Here is a 22,685-nt window from a genome sequence, read left to right on the forward strand (position 1 = left end):
GTCCCCGATCAGCGACCGGCGCGGCGATACAGGCGGAAGCGCTCGTCGCGGTCGGAGGGCCGGCGGCCTTCCCAGAGCATGCGCCAGTTGCCAGGGTACTGGCGCAGCATGAGCGAGGCATCCTGGTTGCTGATGTCATCCTGCAGCAGCAGGTAGTCGCAGCTCTGGTCGCGCTCGTCGGCAAAGCGCACGTTGCCGAAGTAGGCGAAGGAAGCGCGCTGGGCCGGACCGACATTGGTCTGTACGCATTGCTTGACCGAGCCCAGTTTCGATTCGATCTGTTCGGCCACGCCTGCATAGCTCTTGCCATAGTTGACCCAGGGCAGCCACAGCGTCATCAGCAGTACCCAGCACAGGATCACGCCGCCCGAGGACAGCACGACCGCGCGCCACAGTACCGAAGGACGGCGCGAGATGCGCCAGTGCACCACGACGATCCAGGCGATGGTGGCGGCCACGGCTATGGCCAGGGAAATCCAGGTGAAGCCGGGTTTGAAGCCGGGGGCCAGCTTGTAGGCATTGCGGGCGATCTGCGCCGGCCAGCCGGTTTCCTTGGCGATCCAGCCGATCCAGATGAAGGCGGCCGAGGTGGTCAGCGTCATCACCGAGAACCAGTCCACCGCATTGATGGCGCCGCGCTTCATGGTCGGCAGGCCGAAGGCGGCCAGGATCGCCAGTGCCGGCAGCAGCGGCAGCAGCATGCCTTCTTCACGATGCACGTTGATGAGCACCAGCAGCGTGATGGGGATCAGGAAGGCCAGTGGCAAGGCGATGTGCAGCGAACCCAGCTGACGTCGCCAGGCGTACAGCGCCCAGCCGGCGAAAGGCCAGGCGGGCCAGGCGAACCAGACGCCGTACTTGCCGAGGAAGGCCAGGGTGGACAGCGTCGGACGATTGAGCTGGTAGATGTTCCAGCTCATCCACAGTTCGAACTGGCTGGCCGCTTCGGCCGGGATGAGGTGCTGCAAGGCCACCACCCATGCCGCGCTGATGAGCAGGGCCAGCGGCAGTGCCAGCAACAGCAAGCGGCTCATGGCGCGGCCGTCCTTGCGCAGGAGCGCCAGCAGCACCAGCGCGATGAGCACCCCAGCCGGCAGCAGCCAGCCATAGGTCAGCACCAGCATGCCCAGCGCCAGGCCCAGCCACATGCCGTGACGCCACTTGCCGGCATCGAATACGCGCGCCGCGCCGAACATGGCATAGGCCACCAGCGCGATCTGCAGGGTCTTGGGACTGGTCTCGTGGCTGTGCAGCAGCAGGCCGAGGAAACCGAGATAGATCAGGAAGGCGCCATCGGCCAGGGTACGGCCGAAGTCCTTGGGCTCGGGCTGGCCGCCGAAGGCCAGCTTCAAGGGCTGTGCTTCGGCGCGGCGACCCAGCAGGTAGGTGGTGTACCAGATCGACATGGAGCCGACCAGGAAGCAGCCCACCACCGAGATGCGTGCGGCCAGCGGGTCGCCCAGCAGCCAGCCGAAGAGTTTGATGCAGATTGCACCAAACCAGTAGGCCAGCGGGCTTTCGGCCGGCAGCGGCAGGCCGGCCACGTTGGGGGTGAGCCAGTCGGTCAGCGTGCCGTGGGCCATGGTCCACATGATGCCGAAGCTGGTGGCGTCCTCGTTCTTCCACGGATCGCGGCCGATCAGGCCGGGCAGGATGTAGAGGAGGGCAAGCGCAAGCAGGACCATGCGCGGAAGCGCATTGGTCGCGGCGGCGGGAAGACGGACTGGCTTCATCAAGATCTTGTTGCTCTTGTTCTGTGCTGCGTGTTGGGTGATGCGCTGGCCGGAGGGCCTGGGCCGCGCGGTCGCCGTTGTGTTCGGCGGCTGGTGTTTTTTTAGCAGGCCCTATTGTGCAGGAAAACCCGGTAAAAAGTTGTTTCTGTCTGCTACATCGTGGTGCAGGCGCGGCCTGGGCACCACCGAAGATCCAAACAAAAAAGGCAGCCGGAGCTGCCTTTTTTGAGGGAAGTACAGATTACGCCTTCGAGACCGCAGTCTTCGAACCGACGGAACCGAACTTCTGGCGGAACTTCTCGACGCGGCCAGCGGTGTCGACGATCTTGTGCTTGCCGGTGTAGAACGGGTGCGATTCGGAGGACACTTCGATCTTCACCAGGGGATATTGCTTGCCTTCGAACTCGGCGGTTTCGCGGGTGCCGATGGTCGAGCGGGTGATGAACTTGAAGTCGTTCGACATGTCGTGGAACAGGACTTCGCGGTAATCCGGGTGGATGCCTTCTTTCATGATTGCCTCAAGAGTAGTTTGGTAGCCAATCGCCACTTCGTCGGTCGCCCTGCTTCTTGACCCGATTGATGATCACTTGCCGGTTTGGAAAAGTCCGAAATTATACAGTGGAATCAGGGGCTTGGGTCAAGGCGGGCAAGCGCTCGGGCCGGTGCGGCGTGGTATTTCAGATGAAAACGCGCCCCGCTTGTTTCCCATCGGGCAATGAAAAACGGCATGTCCGGTGAGGGACATGCCGTTTTCCGAACCTGCCAGGGACTTAGTTGCTTTGATGAACTTAGTTGCCCCGGCGCATCATGTCGAAGAACTCGGCGTTGTTCTTGGTGGACTTCATCTTGTCGAGGATGAATTCCATCGCCTCGATTTCATCCATGTCGTACATGAGCTTGCGCAGCACCCAGATCTTTTGCAGCTGGTCCGGCTTGATCAACAGCTCTTCGCGGCGGGTGCCGGACTTGGAGAGGTTGATGGCGGGGTAGACACGCTTCTCGGCCAAGCGACGTTCCAGGTGCACTTCCATGTTGCCGGTGCCCTTGAATTCTTCGTAGATCACGTCATCCATGCGCGAACCGGTTTCGATCAGGGCGGTGGCGATGATGGTCAGCGAGCCGCCTTCTTCGACGTTACGTGCCGCGCCGAAGAAACGCTTCGGGCGTTGCAGCGCGTTGGCATCCACACCGCCGGTGAGCACCTTGCCGGAGGCCGGGATCACGGTGTTGTAGGCGCGTGCCAGACGGGTGATCGAGTCCAGCAGGATGACCACGTCCTTCTTCATTTCCACCAGGCGCTTGGCCTTTTCCAGCACCATCTCGGCGACCTGCACGTGACGCGTGGCCGGTTCGTCGAAGGTGGAGGCGACCACTTCGCCGCGCACCGAGCGCTGCATTTCGGTCACTTCTTCAGGACGTTCGTCGATGAGCAGCACGATCATCACGGTATCCGGATGATTGGTGGTGATGGCGTGGGCGATGTGTTGCAGCATCACCGACTTGCCCGACTTGGGCGAGGCCACCAGCAGGCCGCGCTGGCCGCGGCCAACCGGGGCGATCAGGTCGATGATGCGGCCGGTGATGTTTTCCTCGCCGCGCATGTCGCGCTCCAGCTGCAAGAGCTTGTTGGGGTGCAGGGGCGTGAGGTTTTCAAACAGGATGCGGTGCTTGGAGGCTTCCGGCGGTTCGCCGTTGACCTTGTCGACCTTGACCAGGGCGAAATAGCGCTCGCCATCCTTGGGCGTGCGCACTTCACCTTCGATGGAGTCGCCGGTGTGCAGATTGAAACGGCGGATCTGCGAAGGCGAGATGTAGATGTCGTCGGTGGACGCCATGTAGCTGGCGTCGGGCGAGCGCAGGAAGCCGAAGCCGTCAGGCAACACTTCGAGGGCGCCATCGCCAAAAATCTGTTCTCCTGATTTTGCGCGCTTCTTCAGGATGGCAAACATCAGCTCCTGTTTGCGCAGGCGCGCAGCATTCTCGATGTCCAGGCTGATGGCCATTTCCAGCAAGGCAGAGACGTGCATCGCTTTTAGTTCTGATAAGTGCATATGAGTGTCCCGGGACGGGATAAGTAAAGGTGGGGGAGGGAATTGCGTGGTGTGGATCTAGGATAAAGCCTGGCGTCCTGTGCCGGGCGGACGGCAGCGCGAGCGCGCCGCCGTCGGATGTTACATCAGAATCAGATGTTGCTGTCGATGAACGAGACCAGCTGACCCTTGGCCAGTGCGCCGACCTTCTGGGCAGCGGCTGCGCCGTTCTTGAACAGGATCAGGGTCGGGATGCCGCGAATGCCGAACTTGGCCGGGATGGCCTGGTTGGAATCCACGTCCAGCTTGGCGATCTGCAGCTTGCCGTCGTATTCCTTGGCGACTTCTTCCAGGATCGGGGCGATGGCCTTGCAGGGACCGCACCATTCGGCCCAGAAATCAACCAGCACGGGCTTGTCGGACTTCAGCACATCGGCTTCGAAGGAGGCGTCAGTAATATGTTTGATATGTTCGCTCATGGCATTTCCTCGAGATGAGGCAGTGGTGTAATTAGTCAATCAGCGCCGTGGACACATACCATCAGGCCTGGCGTGAGCCATCAACGCTTCCGGAGTTGCTAGGTCTACGTGGAGTCGTTGCGCGCCGATTCAAGTTGTAATTGAAGCGCGGCAGAGGTAAGCGGCGGGGTACAGGGGCAATCATAACCCATTTTCAGGGAAAGTGTAGACGCGCAGGCCAGGGCTTGTTGTCACCCGTCCTCATTGCGACTGCTTCGGCGCCAACCGAGTACCGGCGCGGCTTTGCCCGCAGGCACCGAGCCCGGCGCAAGGGCCGCTCCGGGGCTGGCTGGCATACAATGCGCAACAGCGGCTGCGCGCAGGCGATTGAAAAAATCTGTTGGAGCAAGAGAAAAATACAATGGCCGTGCTGGTCATCCCTGCTCTTGTGCCACCTCTCGTGGCGCCTTGGCAGGGCGTCCGCGCTATCCTCACCAGCCCTCACCGAATCCAGAGAACAGAGAACAGAGAACGCATGCTGCTTGCTACCGTACCGATCCCGCCCACTCCCGATTTCTGGCAACAGGCCGTGCGTGCGCTGCTGCGCGAGGGCCAGCCGCTGGGCCAGGCGTTGCAGGCCCAGACAGCCGGAACGCTGGATTTCTCGGGCGTGCAGTTGATGGTGCCGGCGTTTTCCCACGCCCAGAATTTCAAGGCGGCCCTGGCCCGCGAACTGCGTCGTCCCTATATCGCCCCGCGCATCAATACGCTCTCGGGCCTGTTGGCGATGCAGCCGCCGGGCGAGCGTACGCCGCCCTCCGAGAGCGAGCGACTCATGCAGCTCTATGCGCAATTGCGCGAGCATGGCTGGCTCAAGAAAATGTTTTCCGCCCGTCGCAACGCCGATCTGCTGCCGCTGGCGCATACGCTGCTGTCCCTGTCCGATGAGCTGACCCTGGCATTGCTGCCGGAGATCCGCGCCAATGCCGATGGCGAAGACGCCGCCGTGGGCCGCTGGACCCAGGCCCTGGCGCAATTGCTGGAACCGCTGGCGCCTTCGGCGCACGGCATGCTCTCCGATGAAGCGGCGCTGGTGTGGCAGGTCTGGAAGACCCAGCTCGATGCCCAGGACCGCATCGTGCAGCGCTTCGACGCGATGCTGGCCCTGGCCGAGCAGGCCAGCCTGCCACTGGTATGGGTCAGCCCGACCGAGCCGGAGCCGCTGGATGCGGCCTTCCTCGCAGCCTATGCGCAGCGCCAGCCGGTGCGCATCGTCACGCTGGACTGGCGTCGCGCAGCCATCGCACCACGGCATCCCTTGTATCTGTCGGCCTGGGAAGAACTGGTGCAGGACGATGACACCATCGCGCCGGAGCCCGGCGCGCCCGCCGTGGCCACTGCTCCGTCCATCGCGCTACCGCGACTGTGCCCCGCCGCGGATCTGGAGAACGCCGCCGTGCAAAGCGCACAGATCGTGTTGCGCTGGCTGCAGCAGGGCAAGACCGACATCGCCATCGTGGCCCAGGATCGCGTCACCGCACGTCGCCTGCGCGCCCTGCTGGAGCGCGCCGAAGTGTCCGTGGCCGACGAGACCGGCTGGAAACTCTCCACCACCCGCGCCGCTGCCGCCCTGGCGGCCTGGAACGACCTGGTCTCGGCCCGGGGCGAAACCAATGCACTGCTGGACTTGCTGAAATCGCCCTTCGTCTTCCCCGACGATGCCGACCGCACCGACCGCGTCATGCGCATCGAGGCGCGCCTGCGCCGTACCAATATCGCCGGTGACTGGCAGGCGCTGCAATCGGCCTTCGCCGAGACAGGGCGTGAGGATGAGCTGGCCTGCATCATGACGCTGGCCAGGCAGGCCGCGCGCTTCGGTGGTCGCAAGACGCTGGCGCAATGGTGCGAGACGCAACGCGGCCTGTGCCAGGCGCTGGGCATGGACGCCGCGCTGCGCGCCGATGGCGCGGGGGAGCAATGCCTGCTGATGCTCGACGAGATCGCCGCCGAGCAAGGTGGCCTGAGCGATACGTTCAGCTTCGCCGAATGGCGCGCGCTGCTCAACCTGCGCCTGGATGCCACTTCCTTCATGCCGCCGATCAAGGACCGGCGCGTCGTGATGCTGCCGCTGAACGGCGCGCGGCTGCGGCGTTTCGAGGCGGTACTGGTGATCGGTGCCGATGCCGCGCATTTACCTTCACCTCCGCAGGAAACCCTGTTCTTCTCCAATGCCGTACGGCGCGAACTGAACCTGGCCACGCGGGCCACGCGCCAGCGTCAGCAATTGCGCGATCTCACCGAATTGCTGTGCGTGAATCCGGAGGTGGTGCTGTGCTGGCAGACTCATCAGGAGGGCGAACCCAATCCGGTCAGCCCGTGGATCCAGCGCCTCGAACTGAAGCTGGCGCAGCAGGGCGCCGCGGCACTGGAACGCGTGACGCTGCCGCCACCGGTGAAGCCATTGCGTGCCGTAGTCTCATCCATGCCCATGCCGAGCGCACCGGATCTGTTGCCGACGTCCTTGTCGGCCAGCGGCTTCGGCAGTTTTCTGGCGTGCCCCTATCAATTCTTCGCGCAACGCATGCTGCGCGTGGCGGTGATGGATGAGTTGTCGGACATGCCCGAGAAGCGCGACTACGGCAGCTGGCTGCACGAAATTCTTTATCGTTATCACGCCCACCTGCGCGATAACGCCACCCCGCTGCCAGCCCGCGCGCCGCTGCTGGCGCAGTTTTCCGAGGAGGTGTTCCAGCGCGAGATGCAGCGCCATCCGGCGGCGCTGGCCTTCCATGCGCGCTGGCAGAAGGTGATGCCGGCCTATCTCCTGTGGGCCAATGAGCGCGAAGCCGAGGGCTGGCATTTTGCCTTCGGTGAAGAAGCGCAATCACACGCCCTGCAGTGGGAAGACGGCGGTATCGAATTGGTCGGGCGCCTCGACCGTGTGGATCGCAATGCCGATGGCGAGCGCGCCGTGCTCGACTACAAGACCCGTCCCGTCGGCCAGCTCCGGCAGAAGGTCAAGGAAGAGGACGACCATCAGCTGGCCTTCTACGGCCTGCTCGCCGGTGGCCGGGTGGAACACGCACACTACGTCGCCCTTGAACTCGGCCCCGACAAGAAAACCGGCGATGCCGCCGCCCCTGATTTCGTACGCCAACAGAAGATGCTCCAGCAACAGATCACCACCACCATGCACGCCGTCGCCCACGGCGCAGCCCTGCCGGCCAACGGCATCGAATCGGTCTGCCAGTATTGCGAGATGCGTGGCCTGTGCCGCAAGGGAGCGTGGCTGTGAGCGCCGCCGACAAGCAAGCCGCCGCCTACGAGGTCAATGGTCAGGCGGTGGAGGCTGCCGTCTTCACGCGCGCAGCCTGCGATCCGCGCCATTCGGTCGTGGTGGAAGCCTGCGCCGGCAGCGGCAAGACCTGGCTGCTGGTGGCGCGCATGTTGCGCTTGCTGCTCTCCGGTGCGCAGGCGTCGGAACTGCTGGCCATCACTTTCACCCGCAAGGCCGCCCAGGAAATGCGCGAGCGCCTGCTCGAACTGCTCCATGAACTGGCCCTGGCCGATGACACGCAGGCCGCTACCCTGTTGCGCGAGCGCGGCGTGGCCGAACCCGATCTGCCGCGGCTGCTGCCGATCGCGCGTGGACTCTACGAGCGCATCCTCGCCTCAGAACAGAGCCTGTCCATCGATACCTTCCACAGCTGGTTCGCGCGTTTGTTGCAGATTGCACCTTTGGCCTCGGGGGTGCCCCACGGCTATACCCTGACCGAAAAGAATGGCGAACTGCTGGACGAAGCCTACCGTCGCTTCATGCAGCAGTTGCGCGATCCCGAGGGCGCCCCCATCAAGGCGGCGTTGCTGGAACTCTATGAACTGGCCGGCGATTTCAATGCACGCCAGTTGCTCGATGCCTTCATCGACAAGCGTGCCGAATGGTGGGCCGCTACCCAGGACGACGGTGAAGAGGGGGAGGACGGCGCTGCGATACCTGCCCCCCTGCGCTGGCTGGAAGCCCTGTGCGGCGACGATGCGCAGCGTGATGCGCGCCTGTCGCTGTGGGATGATCCCGCGCTGGTAGCGCGCGCCAGCCAGATCGCCCTCCTGCTGGGGCAGGGCGGCAAGCCCAACAAGGACCGTGCGGTGGCCATCGAATCGGCCTTGACGGCGGGTGCCGCGCTGGACAACTTCGATGCGCTCTGCAACCAGTTCGTCGACGACAAGGACAAGCCGCGCAAGAACGGCAAGGCCAAGTCCCTGCTGGCCGCACTGGCGCAGCACTTCGGCACCGGCGAGGAGGCTGCGCTGGCGGCCTTTGAAGAGGAGTTCAATGCAGTTGGCAACGAACTGCGCAAGTTGCAGGGACGCAGCAAGGAAAAGGCCGTACTGCAACTCAACCGCGCCCTCTTCACGGCAGGCCGCGCCTACCTGGCCTGCTACCAGGAAGTGAAGTCCGAACAGCGCGCGCTGGACTTTGCCGACCTCGAATGGCAGGCCTACCGCCTGCTGCGCAACGAGGCCAGCGCGGCCTATCTGCAGACCCGGCTGGACGCGCGCTACAAGCACATCCTGCTGGATGAATTCCAGGATACCAATCCGCTGCAATGGTGCATCGTGCGCAGCTGGCTGGATGCCTATGGCGATGATGCGGCTCAGCCCAGCGTGTTCGTGGTGGGCGATCCCAAGCAGTCCATCTACCGCTTCCGCCGTGCCGAACCGCGCGTGTTCGTCGCCGCGCGCGAGATGCTGGGGGCGCAGGGCGCAGCCATCCTGCGCGCCAACCAGACGCGCCGCAATGCCTCGGCCGTGGTCGATGTACTGAATCGTTCATTCGTCATGGGTGGCAATCCGCTGTTTGCGCAGCAGACCACGCTGGGCCTTGCCGGGGGCGAGGTGTGGCGGCTTCCGCTGGCGCGTCAGGACGATGATGCAGAAAACGTCAATGCGCCTGAAACCGCCGACGAATCGGCTTCCCACGAGGCCACGGAAAACGCTGAAGACATCATCCCCTGGCGCAATCCGCTGACCACGCCACGCGGTGAGCAAGACGATGCCCGCCGCCTGCTGGAAGGACAGGCGCTGGCGCAGGCCTTGCTCAAAGCCTGTCGCGAAGTGCCGGTGGCCGACGGCCGGGGTACTCGGCCGATGCGCTGGGGCGACATCATGCTGCTGGTGCGCAAGCGTACGCACCTGGCCGCCTATGAGAGCGCCTTGCGCGCCGCCGGGATTCCCTTCATTTCCGACAGGCGCGGCGGTCTGCTCGAATCGCTGGAGATCGCCGACCTGATTGCGCTGCTGACCTTCCTCATCACCCCCAACGATACGCGGGCGCTGGCCCATGTTCTCAAGAGCCCGATCATCGGGGCCGCCGACGATGAGCTGGTGCAGATCGCCCGCCGGGTGGCGCATTCCGAGGGGGGGCACTGGTGGCAGCATCTGCAGGAGATGCAGGATCAAGGCGCGGCCCCGGCCGCCCTGGTGCGCGCCGTGACCCTGCTGCGACGCTGGCTGCAGGCCGCACCGCACCTGCCGGTGCATGACCTGCTGGACATGATCCTGCATCAGGGCGAACTGGTGGCGCGCTATGCGCAGCATGCCTCGCCGCTCACGCGCAACCAGACGCTGGGCAATATCGCGGCCTTCGTCGAGTTGTCGCTGAACATGGATGCCGGACGCTATCCCAGCCTGCCCAAGTTCATCGATGCCTTGCGGCTCCTGCAGCGCAGCTCGGGCGGTGATGCGCCCGACGAGGCCAGCGTCGACGCCAGCGCCGATGCGGTGCGCATTCTCACGGTGCACAGCGCCAAGGGGCTGGAAGCGCCGGTGGTGGCCATTCTCGACGCCAATCACAGTGATGGGATGGAAGACAATCTCGGCATCCTCTGCGCCTGGCCGCAAGACCGGGATGCACCGACCCACTTCTCTGCCTTCGGCCGACGCAGCGAGCGCGGCGCTGCGCGCGCCCCGCTGTTTGAGGAAGAGGAAAGCCTGAAGACACAGGAAGACTGGAATCTGCTCTACGTTGCCGTCACGCGCGCCAAGCAGTTGCTGCTGGTCTCGGGCGTGGCCGGCACGCGCGGTGCGGGCGAGGGTGGCGTGGTGGAAGGCAGCTGGTACCAGCGTCTTTTCGCCAGCGATGCGCCGGTGCGCGAGATCAGCGGGGAGGCCGTTCACGGCGCCGATGCCGCCGCCATCGAGGAGCAATTCTCGCTGGCGCTGTTCGATCCCGAACCGGTGCCGATGTCGCTGTTTGGCGCAGCGCAGGACGATGAAGAGGCGCTGCCCGAGGTCGATGCCGATGGCACGCTGGTCAGCACCGAGGCCATCGATGAAGGCGTGGCCCTGCATGCGCTGCTGGAGCGGCTCACGCATGGCAGTGCATGGCCGCTGCAGCTGCCGTCGTCGTCCGCGCTGGTGCGCTGGCTGGGCATCTCTGCGCAGATGGCACAGGTGGTGCATGCGCAGGCGCGCGTGGTGCTGGCGCAGCCGCAGCTGGAGCGCTTCTTCAATCCGGCGTTGCATCACTGGGCACGCAATGAGATGGAGATCGTCGCGCCTGCGGGGGTGATGCGGCTCGACCGCGTGGTCATGTTCGATGACGAAGTCTGGGTGCTCGATTACAAGCGTCGCCTGCTCGACAGCGAACGCGCCGATTATGCCGCGCAGCTGGCCCGTTACCGCAGCGCGCTCATGTCAGTCTTTTCCGACAAGCGAATCAGGTCTGCGCTGATTACCGCCGATGGCGCACTGATGGAACATTGAGGCTCCCCCAACTACATTCATCTTCTCAATGCGCTTCGGATAACTTCCAGAAATTCAATAACTATCAAATCAGGAAATCAAGATTTCCGTTGTAGGTAAAAAAAAGATCATCGCGTAGAGCAAGAGTGATATCTTCTGTGCTCCGAGTTTTCCGGCGGGCGATTTTTTTGGGAAAATCCTCTCTCCGGACTCGGGCCCGATCTCGTCGGGCAGTTCGACAAGCGCATGCCAGGCATGTTGCTCACGCGATCCGCATCGAGCATGTCACCTGATGGCTTGCCAGTGCGGTTCAACACCTAATCGTTACAGGAGGAGATATGGAGTGGGCTCTTCCGTCGTTCACCCTCGCACAGACGCTGCAATGGAATGCCCTGCTGGTATTCGGCGGCCTGCTGCTGTTCGGGCTGATCGCGGGCTATGTAGTTTCCAAGTCCCCATGGGTGCCACGCATCACGGGTTATTTGCTGGTCGGCTTCCTGCTGGGAGAGGGCGGTTTCAATCTGCTCTCCGGTGAAGTCCTCAAGGTCACCAACATCTTTGCCGACATCGCTGTCGCCCTGGTGGTCTATCAGCTGGGTCGCTATGTCGACATCGGCTGGCTGCGTCGCGAAAAATGGCTGATGATCACGGTGGCCGTCTCGGCCGTGCTGTGCTTCGGCTTCGTCAGCATCGCCCTGACCTGGTTCGGGACCGATTCGGTGATGGCGCTCTTGGGTGGCGTGATGGCCATTGCCACCGCACCTGCCGTGGTGCTGGTGGTGTTGCGCGACCTCAAGGCCGAAGGCCAGGTCACGCGGCGCCTGGCGGCCATGACCGCGCTCAACAATTTCGTTGCCGTGCTGGCCGCCTATGCGCTTCTGCCGGTGATTGCGCATGAGGCGGGAACACCTGTCTGGACCTTGATCCAGCACACCCTGTATTCCCTGATCGGCTCGGCCATTCTGGCCTATCTCACCTACTGGCTGATGATGCCGCTGGCGCGCCTGCTGGGTCGCGAGAACAGTTCGCAGTTCGTGCTGGTGATCTCGGTGATCGCACTGGCCATCGGCGTGGCGCATGCACTGCATCTGCCGGTGATGCTGTCCATGCTGATCTTCGCCATCCTCTCCAAGAACCTGGATCGCCAGTTCGATCTGATGGAGCTGGAGTTTGGCGTGGCCAATGAACTGTTCGTGGTGATGCTGTTCGTCACCGTGGGTGCGTCCATGAAGTTGTCGGACCTGAGCCTGTTGGGCTTCTCGGTACTGATCCTGATCGCGGCGCGCTTTCTGGCCATGGGGCTGGGCATCTTCCTGTTCGCCCGCTTTGCGCGCATGAACTGGCGTCAGGCCGGCCTGCTCACGCTGGGTACCTTGCCCATGACGGAAGTGGGCGTGGGCCTGATGCAAACGGTCTCGTCGCTGTATCCGCACACCACGGCCAATGTCTTGCCGCTGCTGGCGGGCAGCATGGTGGTCCTGGAATTCCTGGGACCGGTGGCAACCCAGTTTGCCCTGATCAAATCGGGAGAGAGTGGACGCGAATGAATACCGACACACTGATCCGCAACGAACACGACGACCCTGCCCACCGCGCCCACGTGGCCGGACCGCAGGGCAGCGCCGGCATCCTGCCGTTCGGTTCTTCCACGCCCTTCACCATGGGCATCGAGCTGGAACTGCAACTGGTCAACCGCCGCAACTACAACCTCGCCAGCGATGCGGTCGACCTGCTCAACTGGATCGAGCCGCGCGACCTGCAAAAGCAGATCAAGCTGGAAATGACGCAGGGGATGATCGAGCTGAACTCCGGCATCCATACCCGCGTCGATGAACTGATCGAGGAGTTGAAGGGCTTGCGTGCCGCCTTGAACCGGGGCGCGCAGTATCTCAACATCGATGTCTCCGGCGGCGGCGCGCATCCCTTCCAGCACTGGAACGAGCAGCGCATCACGCCCAGCGAGCGCTTCCATCACCTGCACGAGAAATACGGCTACCTGGCCAAGACCTTCACCGTCTTTGGTCAGCACATCCACATCGGTGTGGAGAACGGCGATGATGCGTTGTACCTCACGCATGGCTTCTCGCGTTACGTACCGCACTTCATTGCGCTGTCGGCGGCCTCGCCCTTCTACCAGGGCGCCGATACCAAGTTCGATTCCTCGCGCAGCAACGTGGTGCGCGCGTTCCCGTTGTCGGGCACGGCACCGGTACATACCACCTGGGCCGAGTTCGAGACGTATTACGATGAGTTGCTGCAGATGGGCATCATCGCCAGCATGAAGGACTTTTATTGGGATATCCGTCCCAAGCCCGAGTACGGCACCGTGGAAATCCGCGTCTGCGATACCCCGCTGACCATCGAGCATGCCGCGCATTTGGGCGCGTATGCGCAACTGCTGGCACGCTGGATCCTGAGCGAGCGACCCTTCGTCATCGGCGATGATTTCTATCTGCTGTATCAGTACAACCGCTTCGAGGCCAGCCGCTTCGGGCTCAATGGCCAGCTCGCCCTGCATGGCGCCACGCCATCGCAATCGCGCAAGCTGCCCATCTATGAGCATCTGCTGCAGCAGTTGCAGCTGCTGGAGCCGTATGTGGCCAATGAGGCCGAGCAGCAGACCCTCGCGCGCCTGCGCCGCATCGCACATGATCGCCTGTCCGACGCCAGCTGGCTGCGCCAGATGTTTGCCCAGCGCGGTTCGCTCAATGACATGATGCGCTTGTCTTCGGAATTGTGGATGGGCGTAGAGCCGCCGCCGTATTTCCAGTAAACGATATAAACGATTGCTTAAGATAATATTGCATCAAAGTTGAGGCACCTGGCATTGCGTGTGTTTGCAGAGCGTGCGCAATGATGGGAGGAAGAAGGCGAAGGGCCGGTATCGAAAGATGCCGGTCCTTCGTCTTTGTGGCATCTGGAAACGGCGTTGTGTGCGGGTGCTTGTGTTTTCGGGGCAGGATCGCGGACAATCACGGCTTTGAAGCGACCTCGGGCTGCACCGAGATGCGTGCCGGAGCGAGCATGAGCAAGAACAATCCCAATCATTTTGATGTCGCCATCATCGGCGCCGGTGCGGCCGGCATGATGTGTGCCGCCGTGGCGGGCCAGCGCGGTCGGCGCGTGGTACTGATCGACCACGCCGCCAAGCTGGCCGAGAAGATCCGTATCTCCGGCGGTGGCCGCTGCAATTTCACCAATGTGGGCGCGGGTCCGCAGCATTATCTCTCGCAGAATCCGCATTTCTGTCGCAGCGCCTTGTCGCGTTATACGCCGCAGGATTTCATCGGCCTGGTCAAGCGCCATCGCATCGGTTTTCATGAGAAGCACAAGGGGCAGCTCTTCTGCGATGACTCCGCCGAGGACATCATCGCCATGCTCAAGGCCGAATGCGACGCGGGCAACGTCAGCTGGCGCATGCCCTGCACGGTGCAGGAGGTGGGCAAGACCGGCGAACTGTTCCGCGTGGCCACCAGCGCCGGCGAGATCCAGGCCGCGAGTCTGGTCATTGCCACGGGTGGCCTGTCCATCCCCAAGATCGGTGCGACCGACTTCGCTTATCGCATCGCCCGTCAGTTCGATCTGAAGCTGGTCGAGACCCGTCCGGGCCTGGTGCCGCTGACCTTCGACGGCAAGGCCTGGCAGTCGCTTGTCGAACTGGCCGGCATCGCGCTGGAAGTGGCGGTGGAGACGGGCGTGAAGAAGGAGAACGGGTATTTCCTGGAAGACCTGTTGTTCACCCATCGCGGTTTGTCGGGGCCTGCCATTCTGCAGATTTCCAGTTACTGGAAGCCCGGCACGCCGCTGATGCTGAACCTCTTGCCGGGGCTGGATGTGGGCCAGTTCCTGATCCACGGCAAGGGCACGCTCAAGAAGAACCTCGGCAATCTGCTGGCGCAATGGCTGCCCAATCGCCTGGCCGAGGGCTGGCTCAAGATCAACGGCTTCGATGCCGGGGCGCGCATTGCCGACATGCCCGACAAATCCCTGAGGAAGCTGGGTAGTTCGCTGAACCACTGGGTCATCCTGCCCAGCGGCTCGGAAGGCTACCGCAAGGCCGAGGTCACCCTGGGCGGGGTGGATACCCGTGAACTCTCGCAGCAGACCATGATGGCCAGCAAGGTGCCGGGACTGCATTTCATCGGCGAGGCCATGGACGTCACCGGCTGGCTCGGCGGCTACAATTTCCAGTGGGCCTGGGCCTCAGGTGTGGCGGCGGGTTCGGCGGTATGAGCCGGGCCTGGAAGGCCGATGTCTGACTTGTTTCTTCATTTGCCCTTGACTTCAGGTGAAGGATCATCTTGACTGTGATAAGTGCCTGATTCTTATCCGTTTTTTACCACGGTGGTGGAAAAAATGCCACGTTTGGCCTTCCAATCGGGTGCCAGTCCTGCTACAATCGCTTTCTTTGCTAATCCAACCTAACCTTTTTGGTTTGAATTTACATGACCACTATTCGCGTTAAAGAGAACGAGCCGTTCGAAGTTGCAATGCGTCGCTTCAAGCGCACCATCGAGAAGACCGGTCTGCTGACCGAACTGCGCGCACGCGAGTTCTACGAAAAGCCGACCGCTGAGCGCAAGCGCAAGCTGGCAGCTGCCGTGAAGCGTCACTACAAGCGTATCCGCAGCCAACAGCTGCCGAAGAAGCTGTACTAAGAATTTCTCGCCGCACACTCGTGCGGCCGATGTGTAAACCCGCTCCGGTGTTGGTCCGCAGCGGGTTTTCGCATTTATTCCCGATTTGTCGTGGTGTTTTCTCCGGGCGGCCGGCTGGCCTGGTTTTTCCTATGGGTACCCCCAAATAGGAAGGAAAAGCACCAAATCGGGCTGGCGATAAGCCCATCCATGTTCTACGATCCTAAGACCGGGGCTGCCTTGTTGCCGCCCGGAATACTGGATGCGGGATGGCGCCAGATCGCAGAATACTCATCCACCTCATCTTCGGAGTACCCCATGGGTTTGAAAGAGCAGATCACGGAAGACATGAAGGCCGCCATGCGCGCCAAGGACATGGGCAAGCTGGGCACCATCCGCCTCTTGACCGCCGCGATGAAGCAGAAGGAAGTCGATGAACGCGTCGAACTGACCGACGCTCACGTGCTGGCCATCATCGACAAGATGGTCAAGCAGCGCAAGGATTCCATTTCGCAGTTCGAAGCGGGTGGTCGCCAGGATCTGGCCGACGTCGAGAAGGCCGAGCTGGCCGTGCTGTCGACCTACATGCCGGCCAGCCTGTCGGATGACGAGATCAAGGCCGAAGTCCAGGCCGCCGTGGCCGCCACCGGCGCTGCCGGTCCGCAGGACATGGGCAAGGTCATGGGCGTGTTGAAGCCCAAGCTGGCCGGACGTGCTGACATGACCGCCGTGTCCGCGATGGTCAAGGCCGCGCTGGCTTCTTGAGCAGCGTCTTCGTCGCGTTGTTGCCAAGCTTGCTGCCCAGGTGATTCCTCAGTCGTTCATCCAGGACCTGTTGAACCGCGTCGACATCGTCGACGTGGTCGGTCGCTATGTGCAACTGAAGAAGGGCGGCGCCAACTTCATGGGCCTGTGCCCCTTCCACAACGAGAAATCCCCCAGCTTTACCGTCAGCCCGACCAAGCAGTTCTATCACTGCTTCGGCTGCGGTGCCCATGGGACGGCGATCAGTTTCCTGATCGAGTATTCCGGCATGGGCTTCGTGGAAGCGGTCAAGGATCTGGCTCAGAACGTCGGCATGGTGGTCCCTGAGCGCGAGGACAGCATCCCCCTGGCCCAGCGTCAGGAAAAACAGGCCAGGAGCATGGCGCTGTCGGACGTGATGACGCGCGCCAATGATTTCTATCGTCACCAGTTGCGTAGTGCCCAGCCTGCCATTGGCTACCTGAAGGGGCGCGGTCTGACCGGCGAGATCGCCGCTCGCTTCGGTCTGGGCTATTCGCCCGACGAGTGGGACAGCCTGCGTCAGGTCTTTCCTGATTACGAGAACGAGGTGCTGGTCGAGTCCGGCCTGGTGATCGACAAGAGCGAAGAAGGGGGCGGTCATCGCAAGCGCTATGACCGTTTCCGTGGTCGCATCATGTTCCCCATCCGCAATACCAAGGGCCAGGTGATCGGCTTTGGTGGTCGCGTGATGGATGGTGGCGAACCCAAGTACCTGAACTCGCCCGAAACGCCGCTGTTCCAGAAGGGCAGCGAGCTCTACGGTCTGTTCGAAGCGCGCCAGGCGATCCGCGAAGCCGGTTACGTGCTGGTCACCGAAGGCTACATGGATGTGGTGGCGTTGGCTCAGCTGGGTTTCCCGCAGGCCGTGGCCACGCTGGGTACGGCGTGTACGCCCATCCACGTGCAGAAGCTGGTGCGCCAGACCGATCAGGTGATCTTCAGCTTCGATGGCGACAATGCCGGCCGCCGCGCCGCCCGCCGCGCACTGGAAGCCTGTCTGCCGCACGCCTCGGACAACAAGACCATCAAGTTCCTGTTCCTGCCCAAGGAGCACGACCCCGACAGCTACGTGCGCGAGATGGGCGCGCCCGCCTTTGAAGAGCAGATTCGCGAGGCGTTGCCGCTGTCGCAGTTCCTGCTCAAGGAAATCATCGGCGAAAACGACCTGCGTACGCCCGAAGGCCGCGCCCACGCGCAGTTTGCCGCCAAGCCGCTCTTGCAGGCTCTGCCGGCATCCGGATTGCGGCTGCAGATCGTGCGCAGCGTGGCCCAGGCCACCCAGACCACGCCGGCCGAGCTGGAAGTGCTGTTCGAGCTGGAGAAACCGGTGGCGCGCGTACGCAGTGCCCCGCCGCGCAGCAAGCGCAGCGCTCCGCTCGGGCTGGAGCGTCAGATCATGCGACTGCTTGTGGCGCATCCACAACTCTCCGCCGATCTGGATGCGGCTGCGCTGGAGGCCATCGCCCGCATCGCGCCGGACCAGGCCGAGATGCTCGCGCATCTGGTCGGCGTGGCCCAGAGCATGGGCGAGCAGGCCAACTTTGCCGCGCTGGTCGAGCATCTGCGCGAGGGTGGTCCCGAGTTCGACTCGATGATCGCGGAAATCGCGGCCGAGTCGGAATCCGAATTCGATGTGGTGCGGGCCGAGATGGCCGGCGCCATCCGCCAGGCCAGGATCCGCGCCCTTGATGAGGAGATGCAGATGCTGGTGGCCTCCAACCTGCGCACCGAGGAAGAGCGCAATCGTTATCGCGAGCTGATGCAGCGCAAGGAATGGCTCAAGCGCCAGACCGGCGGCGCAGTCGCGGCAGGTTGAGTGCAGCTTCACCGGCAGGTGGAAAGAAGGAGATGGGCAGGCAGGGATTCCCGCAAGATTCAGCGGGGCCAGGTCTGACGGGTGTGCAGGAGCAGTAGATGCCCGGATGTGGAAAACACGGTAAAGCGCTGCAAATTGTCGTGATTTACGCACCGGATCGCTGGCGGATGGCCGAATATCCCGCCTTGATCCCCGGGAAAAGGGCCCCATCTGTGCTATACTATAGGGCTTTAGTTCCGCCGGATGGCTCTTGCATCCCCACCCTGCGGCGACATGCCTTCAGCCCGGCGCATCGGGAGGAAGGACGGCAGAGAGCGGTATCGCTGCCGGATCGCAAGCGGCATGACTGCCTGCTGCACGCGATCAATGGCCCGCCGGTAAAAGGAACGTTGCGCGTGCAGCCGGAGTCTACCGGGCAACCGGTACCGGAGTTGCATCATTAGCATGACTTGATTGGCGCAATGAGTGAATTCTCAATTGGCAGTTGATTCTATGGCAAATGCAATGAAGAAACCCGCGAAAACTCCAGCAGCGTCGGCAAAGAGCAGCAAGACGGCCACGGCGGTAAAATCCACCGCCGTGACCAAGACCTCCAGGGCGGTAGCCGCCACATCGCCCGTCAAGGGGACGGCGAAGGCAGCGGTCACCACCGTAAAACCCACGGCAAAGACTGCAGCAGCAGCGACGCCGAAAAAGACGGCAGTCAAGACAGCTGCCGCCAAGCCGGCCCGCGCCGCAGCGCCCAAGGCGACTGCAACGCCAGCCAACAAGTTACCTCAAGCCGCCGAACAAGCGGTTTCTGTGAAAGCGACGAAGACTTCCGTGACCACCAAGAAACCCGAAACCAAGACTGCCAAGACCACCAAAGCTGCACAGGTCGAAGGCAAAGACGTCAGCGCGACCGCCGCGTCGAGCGTAAGCCAAACCACTGATGCCGCTGCTCTGGCAGCCATCGACACGTCCGGCTATGTGCTGCCGAGCGTCAAGGTGCCGGGCCGCCGTGGTCGCAAGCCCAAGGAATTCCAGCCCGAGAGTGATGAAGTTGCAGCACTGAACACCATCGAGCGCACCGAACTGAAGGCTGCCGACAAGGCCAAGGCCAAGGATCGCAAGGCCAAGGAAAAGGCCCTGTTGAAGGACGCCTTCTCTTCCGACACCGAAGCCAGCGAAGAAGAGCTGGAGCGCCGTCGCCAGAAGTTGAAGACCCTGATCAAGCTGGGCAAGGAGCGTGGTTTCCTGACCTTCTCGGAAATCAACGACCACCTCCCGGAAAACATCGTCGACCCGGAAGCCATCGAAGGCATCATCGGCACCTTCAGCGACATGGGCATCTCGGTCTACGAGCACGCTCCTGATGCAGAAACGTTGCTGCTGTCGGACAACGTGGCCAACGTCGCCAGCGATGACGACGCCGAAGCCGCAGCCGAAGCCGCGCTGTCGACCGTCGATTCCGACTTCGGTCGTACCACCGACCCGGTGCGCATGTACATGCGTGAAATGGGCTCGGTCGAACTGCTGACCCGCGAAGGCGAAATCGAAATCGCCAAGCGCATCGAAGACGGTCTCAAGGACATGATCCAGGCCATCTCCGCCTGCCCGACCACGATCGCCGAGATCCTGGCCGCGGCTGACCGCATCTCTAAGGACGAGATCAAGGTCGACGAAATCGTCGACGGCCTGGTCGACCCCAACGAGAGCGAACAGCAGGTCGAGGCCGCCTCTTCCGACTCCGATGAGGACGACGAAGAAGAGGAAGAAGAGGAAGAAGACGAAGAAGAAGAGGAAAACGAGAGCAGTGGCTCTGGTGCCGCTGGCTTCTCCGCCGAACAGCTGGAGCAGTTGAAGCGCGACGCGCTGGGCAAGTTCGCCGTCATCGGCACCCAGTTCGAGAACATGCGCAAGGCTTTCGAGAAGGAGGGCTACAACTCCAAGCCTTACGTCAAGGCGCAGGAAATCATTTCCAACGAGCTGCTGGGCATCCGCTTCACCGCCAAGATCGTCGAGAAGCTGTGCGACACCCTGCGTGCGCAGGTGGACGAAGTGCGTACCGTGGAACGCCAGATCCTGGACGTCGCCGTCAACAAGTGCAACATGCCGCGCGCGCACTTCATCAAGGTGTTCCCGGGCAATGAAGTGAACCTGGACTGGGTGGATGGCGAAGTCGCTGCCAACCATGACTACAGCGCCGTGCTGAGCCGCAACGTGCCGGCCATCAAGGAACTGCAGCAGAAGCTGATCGACCTGCAGGCGCGCGTGGTACTGCCGCTGCCGGATCTGCGTGCGATCAACAAGAAGATGGGCGCCGGCGAGAAGAAGGCGCGCATGGCCAAGCGTGAAATGACCGAGGCCAACCTGCGTCTGGTGATCTCGATCGCCAAGAAGTACACCAACCGTGGCCTGCAGTTCCTTGACCTGATCCAGGAAGGCAACATCGGTCTGATGAAGGCGGTGGACAAGTTCGAATATCGTCGCGGCTACAAGTTCTCGACCTATGCGACCTGGTGGATCCGTCAGGCCATCACCCGCTCGATCGCTGACCAGGCGCGCACCATCCGTATTCCGGTGCACATGATCGAAACGATCAACAAGATGAACCGCATCTCGCGTCAGATCTTGCAGGAGACCGGTGCCGAGCCTGATCCCGCGACCTTGGCGATCAAGATGGAAATGCCGGAAGACAAGATCCGCAAGATCATGAAGATCGCCAAGGAACCGATCTCCATGGAAACGCCGATCGGTGACGACGACGATTCGCATCTGGGCGACTTCATCGAAGACAACAACACGCTGGCACCGGCCGATGCGGCGCTGCATGCGTCGATGCGCAACGTGGTCAAGGACATCCTGGATTCCCTGACCCCGCGCGAAGCGAAGGTGCTGCGCATGCGTTTCGGTATCGAGATGTCGACCGACCATACGCTGGAAGAAGTGGGCAAGCAGTTCGACGTGACCCGTGAGCGTATTCGCCAGATCGAAGCCAAGGCATTGCGCAAGCTGCGCCATCCTTCGCGTTCGGACAAGCTCAAGAGCTTCCTTGAAGGGAATTGATCTTAAGGGTGAGTCAGGATTGGCCGGCGAGATGTTAAAATCGCCGGCTGATTTTTTGGCCCCCTAGCTCATGCTTGGTTAGAGCAGCGGACTCATAATCCGTTGGTGCCGTGTTCGACTCACGGGGGGGCCACCAGTACAGAAGCGGCTTAGCGACTTATTGTCCTAAGCCGCTTTTTCTTTGGCTGGAGGATTTTTTGCCGATCTTGACAAATGGCTCTGGGCAAGCGAACTGTTTTGTTCAACCGCTGAAGGCTCAGGTGATAATTGGTCTAGAGAGAATGTCGGCTTCGGGCTGAGGCTCTGTTTTTACACAGCCTCGGCCGTTTGCAGACATTGATTCTCTATACTCGCCCGCCCGCGGCGAATAGTGCAATTGTGAAGTTGTCTTGTCTAGCTTGAATCGATCACCCTCACATGCAATAAGTCTCGCCGGTAAGCGCCGGGGCTTTTTCCGGTCCACTTACGAAAGGCCCGGTGGAACGCACTGGCTTCGGTAAAGCCAAGCTGAACAGCTATGGCGGCCACGCTGAGTTCATTTCGTCCCAGCAGTGTCTGGGCGATGCCACTGCGTATTTCATCTTTGAGAGAGGCATAACTTTGCCCTTCTTCGCGCAGGCGACGCCGCAGGGTCGCAGGCGATACGCCTAGCCGCTCGGCAATTGCTTCGAAGTCCATCCAATCGGTCGGAGGAGATTGCTTCAGATAGGTTCGCAGCTTGGTTACCCATCCGGTGTCGTGGCGGTAACGTACCAGCAGGTTGGCAGGTACGTCACGCAGGAAGGGCTTCAAGGCGATGTCGGAGCGGATCACCGGAAGGTCGAGATAGATGGCATCGAAGCTTAGGGCGCAGCGCGATTTGTTGAAGTTGACGGGCACTCCGAAGAATTCCAGGTAATCAGGCCTTCCTTCGGGAATCGAGCAAGAAAAGTCGATGCACTGCAAAGGAATGCGCCGACCCACGAGCCAGCAGGCCAGCCCGAGCAGCAATAGCAGAAAAGTCCGGTAGGCAAAGGCGGGATAGGGCGATCTGTTCTTGATCAGGATGATGTGCACCTTGCCACCTTCGATGCGCAGCTCTCCATAGGGCTCGTCAAGCACGATGCGCAGGAAACGCAATGCCCGGCGCAAGGCCTGCCCCAGCGACTGCGAATGCAGCACGGCATGGCACAGCAAGGTGAAACTTCCCTGTCGCATGGGACGGGCCGACAGGCCGAAGAATTCATCGTCAGTGACGCGCGCGATGGCCAGCCACAACGCCCCATATTGCTCTGCCGTGACGGGCCCGAGCTCATCCTCATTCCTGACCAGCCCGGCTTCCTTGAGCACCTGCGCAGTGTCGTATCCCTGCCTGACCAGACAATCCAGGGCATCTTTAACAAAAGCGAAAGGAATGGAAGGTGTGTCGCTGGCCTTTTTCAACATGGTAAATC

At 62.1% G+C, this 22,685-nt stretch carries 15 protein-coding genes and 1 tRNA gene; 10 read left to right on the forward strand and 6 right to left on the reverse strand.

The genetic code is table 11. From position 1 onward, the window contains the following. Positions 1 to 8 precede the first annotated feature (8 nt). The 4 genes from GWL_RS01270 to trxA form a co-directional block, all read right to left on the reverse strand. Entirely contained in the window at positions 9 to 1,733 is a 1,725-nt protein-coding gene (locus GWL_RS01270; RefSeq protein WP_034349695.1) for a glycosyltransferase family 39 protein, read from the reverse strand. Positions 1,734 to 1,974: 241 nt separating this feature from the next. Continuing rightward, positions 1,975 to 2,244: a type B 50S ribosomal protein L31 gene (locus GWL_RS01275; RefSeq protein WP_008325780.1), complete on the reverse strand. Its 270-nt coding sequence runs from the start codon at positions 2,242 to 2,244 to the stop codon at positions 1,975 to 1,977. Positions 2,245 to 2,521: 277 nt separating this feature from the next. Beyond that, on the reverse strand, positions 2,522 to 3,784 hold the full coding sequence (gene rho / locus GWL_RS01280; RefSeq protein WP_008325783.1) for a transcription termination factor Rho: 1,263 nt from the start codon (positions 3,782 to 3,784) through the stop codon (positions 2,522 to 2,524). Positions 3,785 to 3,915: 131 nt separating this feature from the next. Further along, positions 3,916 to 4,242: a thioredoxin TrxA gene (trxA, locus tag GWL_RS01285; RefSeq protein WP_006462943.1), complete on the reverse strand. Its 327-nt coding sequence runs from the start codon at positions 4,240 to 4,242 to the stop codon at positions 3,916 to 3,918. A gap of 514 nt (positions 4,243 to 4,756) precedes the next feature. Between trxA and GWL_RS01290 the strand changes: the two genes are divergently transcribed. From GWL_RS01290 to dnaG, 8 genes are all read left to right on the forward strand, one after another. Continuing rightward, positions 4,757 to 7,516, forward strand: a complete 2,760-nt coding sequence (locus GWL_RS01290; RefSeq protein WP_008325787.1) for a PD-(D/E)XK nuclease family protein — start codon at positions 4,757 to 4,759, stop codon at positions 7,514 to 7,516. After that, on the forward strand, positions 7,513 to 10,986 hold the full coding sequence (locus GWL_RS01295; protein WP_008325788.1) for an exodeoxyribonuclease V subunit beta: 3,474 nt from the start codon (positions 7,513 to 7,515) through the stop codon (positions 10,984 to 10,986). The genes GWL_RS01290 and GWL_RS01295 overlap by 4 nt, the downstream gene beginning before the upstream one ends. Positions 10,987 to 11,303: 317 nt before the next feature. Beyond that, a complete protein-coding gene (locus GWL_RS01300) occupies positions 11,304 to 12,512 on the forward strand; it encodes a cation:proton antiporter (RefSeq protein WP_008325789.1) in 1,209 nt (402 codons plus the stop codon). Next, a complete protein-coding gene (locus GWL_RS01305; RefSeq protein WP_008325791.1) occupies positions 12,509 to 13,738 on the forward strand; it encodes a YbdK family carboxylate-amine ligase in 1,230 nt (409 codons plus the stop codon). The genes GWL_RS01300 and GWL_RS01305 overlap by 4 nt, the downstream gene beginning before the upstream one ends. A 251-nt stretch (positions 13,739 to 13,989) precedes the next feature. Beyond that, positions 13,990 to 15,198: an NAD(P)/FAD-dependent oxidoreductase gene (locus tag GWL_RS01310; RefSeq protein ID WP_008325807.1), complete on the forward strand. Its 1,209-nt coding sequence runs from the start codon at positions 13,990 to 13,992 to the stop codon at positions 15,196 to 15,198. A gap of 212 nt (positions 15,199 to 15,410) precedes the next feature. After that, complete coding sequence (gene rpsU, locus GWL_RS01315) at positions 15,411 to 15,623, forward strand: 30S ribosomal protein S21 (protein WP_006462949.1); 213 nt, start codon at positions 15,411 to 15,413, stop codon at positions 15,621 to 15,623. Between the two features lie 297 nt (positions 15,624 to 15,920). Beyond that, on the forward strand, positions 15,921 to 16,367 hold the full coding sequence (locus tag GWL_RS01320; protein ID WP_008325808.1) for a GatB/YqeY domain-containing protein: 447 nt from the start codon (positions 15,921 to 15,923) through the stop codon (positions 16,365 to 16,367). Between the two features lie 40 nt (positions 16,368 to 16,407). Next, entirely contained in the window at positions 16,408 to 18,204 is a 1,797-nt protein-coding gene (gene dnaG, locus GWL_RS01325) for a DNA primase (RefSeq protein ID WP_008325809.1), read from the forward strand. A 473-nt stretch (positions 18,205 to 18,677) separates the two neighbouring features. Here dnaG and GWL_RS23795 read toward each other — a convergent pair whose 3' ends face one another. Next, positions 18,678 to 18,974: a hypothetical protein gene (locus tag GWL_RS23795; protein WP_237713500.1), complete on the reverse strand. Its 297-nt coding sequence runs from the start codon at positions 18,972 to 18,974 to the stop codon at positions 18,678 to 18,680. Between the two features lie 52 nt (positions 18,975 to 19,026). Between GWL_RS23795 and rpoD the strand changes: the two genes are divergently transcribed. Further along, positions 19,027 to 21,252: an RNA polymerase sigma factor RpoD gene (gene rpoD / locus GWL_RS01335; RefSeq protein WP_008325811.1), complete on the forward strand. Its 2,226-nt coding sequence runs from the start codon at positions 19,027 to 19,029 to the stop codon at positions 21,250 to 21,252. Positions 21,253 to 21,309: 57 nt separating this feature from the next. Continuing rightward, positions 21,310 to 21,388 (forward strand) — tRNA-Ile (locus GWL_RS01340). A 257-nt stretch (positions 21,389 to 21,645) separates the two neighbouring features. Here GWL_RS01340 and GWL_RS01345 read toward each other — a convergent pair. Then, positions 21,646 to 22,677 carry an AraC family transcriptional regulator gene (locus GWL_RS01345; protein WP_008325812.1) on the reverse strand — a complete coding sequence of 344 codons (1,032 nt, stop codon included), beginning with the start codon at positions 22,675 to 22,677 and terminating at the stop codon, positions 21,646 to 21,648. Positions 22,678 to 22,685 lie beyond the last annotated feature (8 nt).

The organism is Herbaspirillum sp. GW103, assembly GCF_000261365.1.
Taxonomy (GTDB): domain Bacteria; phylum Pseudomonadota; class Gammaproteobacteria; order Burkholderiales; family Burkholderiaceae_D; genus Herbaspirillum.

Excerpts from the sequence above, each read along its gene's own strand:
- GWL_RS01270 (WP_034349695.1), bottom strand. The coding sequence starts at position 1,733 with ATGAAGCCAGTCCGTCTTCCCGCCGCCGCGACCAATGCGCTTCCGCGC.
- GWL_RS01275 (WP_008325780.1), bottom strand. The coding sequence starts at position 2,244 with ATGAAAGAAGGCATCCACCCGGATTACCGCGAAGTCCTGTTCCACGAC.
- rho (WP_008325783.1), bottom strand. The coding sequence starts at position 3,784 with ATGCACTTATCAGAACTAAAAGCGATGCACGTCTCTGCCTTGCTGGAA.
- trxA (WP_006462943.1), bottom strand. The coding sequence starts at position 4,242 with ATGAGCGAACATATCAAACATATTACTGACGCCTCCTTCGAAGCCGAT.
- GWL_RS01290 (WP_008325787.1), top strand. The coding sequence starts at position 4,757 with ATGCTGCTTGCTACCGTACCGATCCCGCCCACTCCCGATTTCTGGCAA.
- GWL_RS01300 (WP_008325789.1), top strand. The coding sequence starts at position 11,304 with ATGGAGTGGGCTCTTCCGTCGTTCACCCTCGCACAGACGCTGCAATGG.
- GWL_RS01305 (WP_008325791.1), top strand. The coding sequence starts at position 12,509 with ATGAATACCGACACACTGATCCGCAACGAACACGACGACCCTGCCCAC.
- GWL_RS01310 (WP_008325807.1), top strand. The coding sequence starts at position 13,990 with ATGAGCAAGAACAATCCCAATCATTTTGATGTCGCCATCATCGGCGCC.
- rpsU (WP_006462949.1), top strand. The coding sequence starts at position 15,411 with ATGACCACTATTCGCGTTAAAGAGAACGAGCCGTTCGAAGTTGCAATG.
- GWL_RS01320 (WP_008325808.1), top strand. The coding sequence starts at position 15,921 with ATGGGTTTGAAAGAGCAGATCACGGAAGACATGAAGGCCGCCATGCGC.
- GWL_RS01345 (WP_008325812.1), bottom strand. The coding sequence starts at position 22,677 with ATGTTGAAAAAGGCCAGCGACACACCTTCCATTCCTTTCGCTTTTGTT.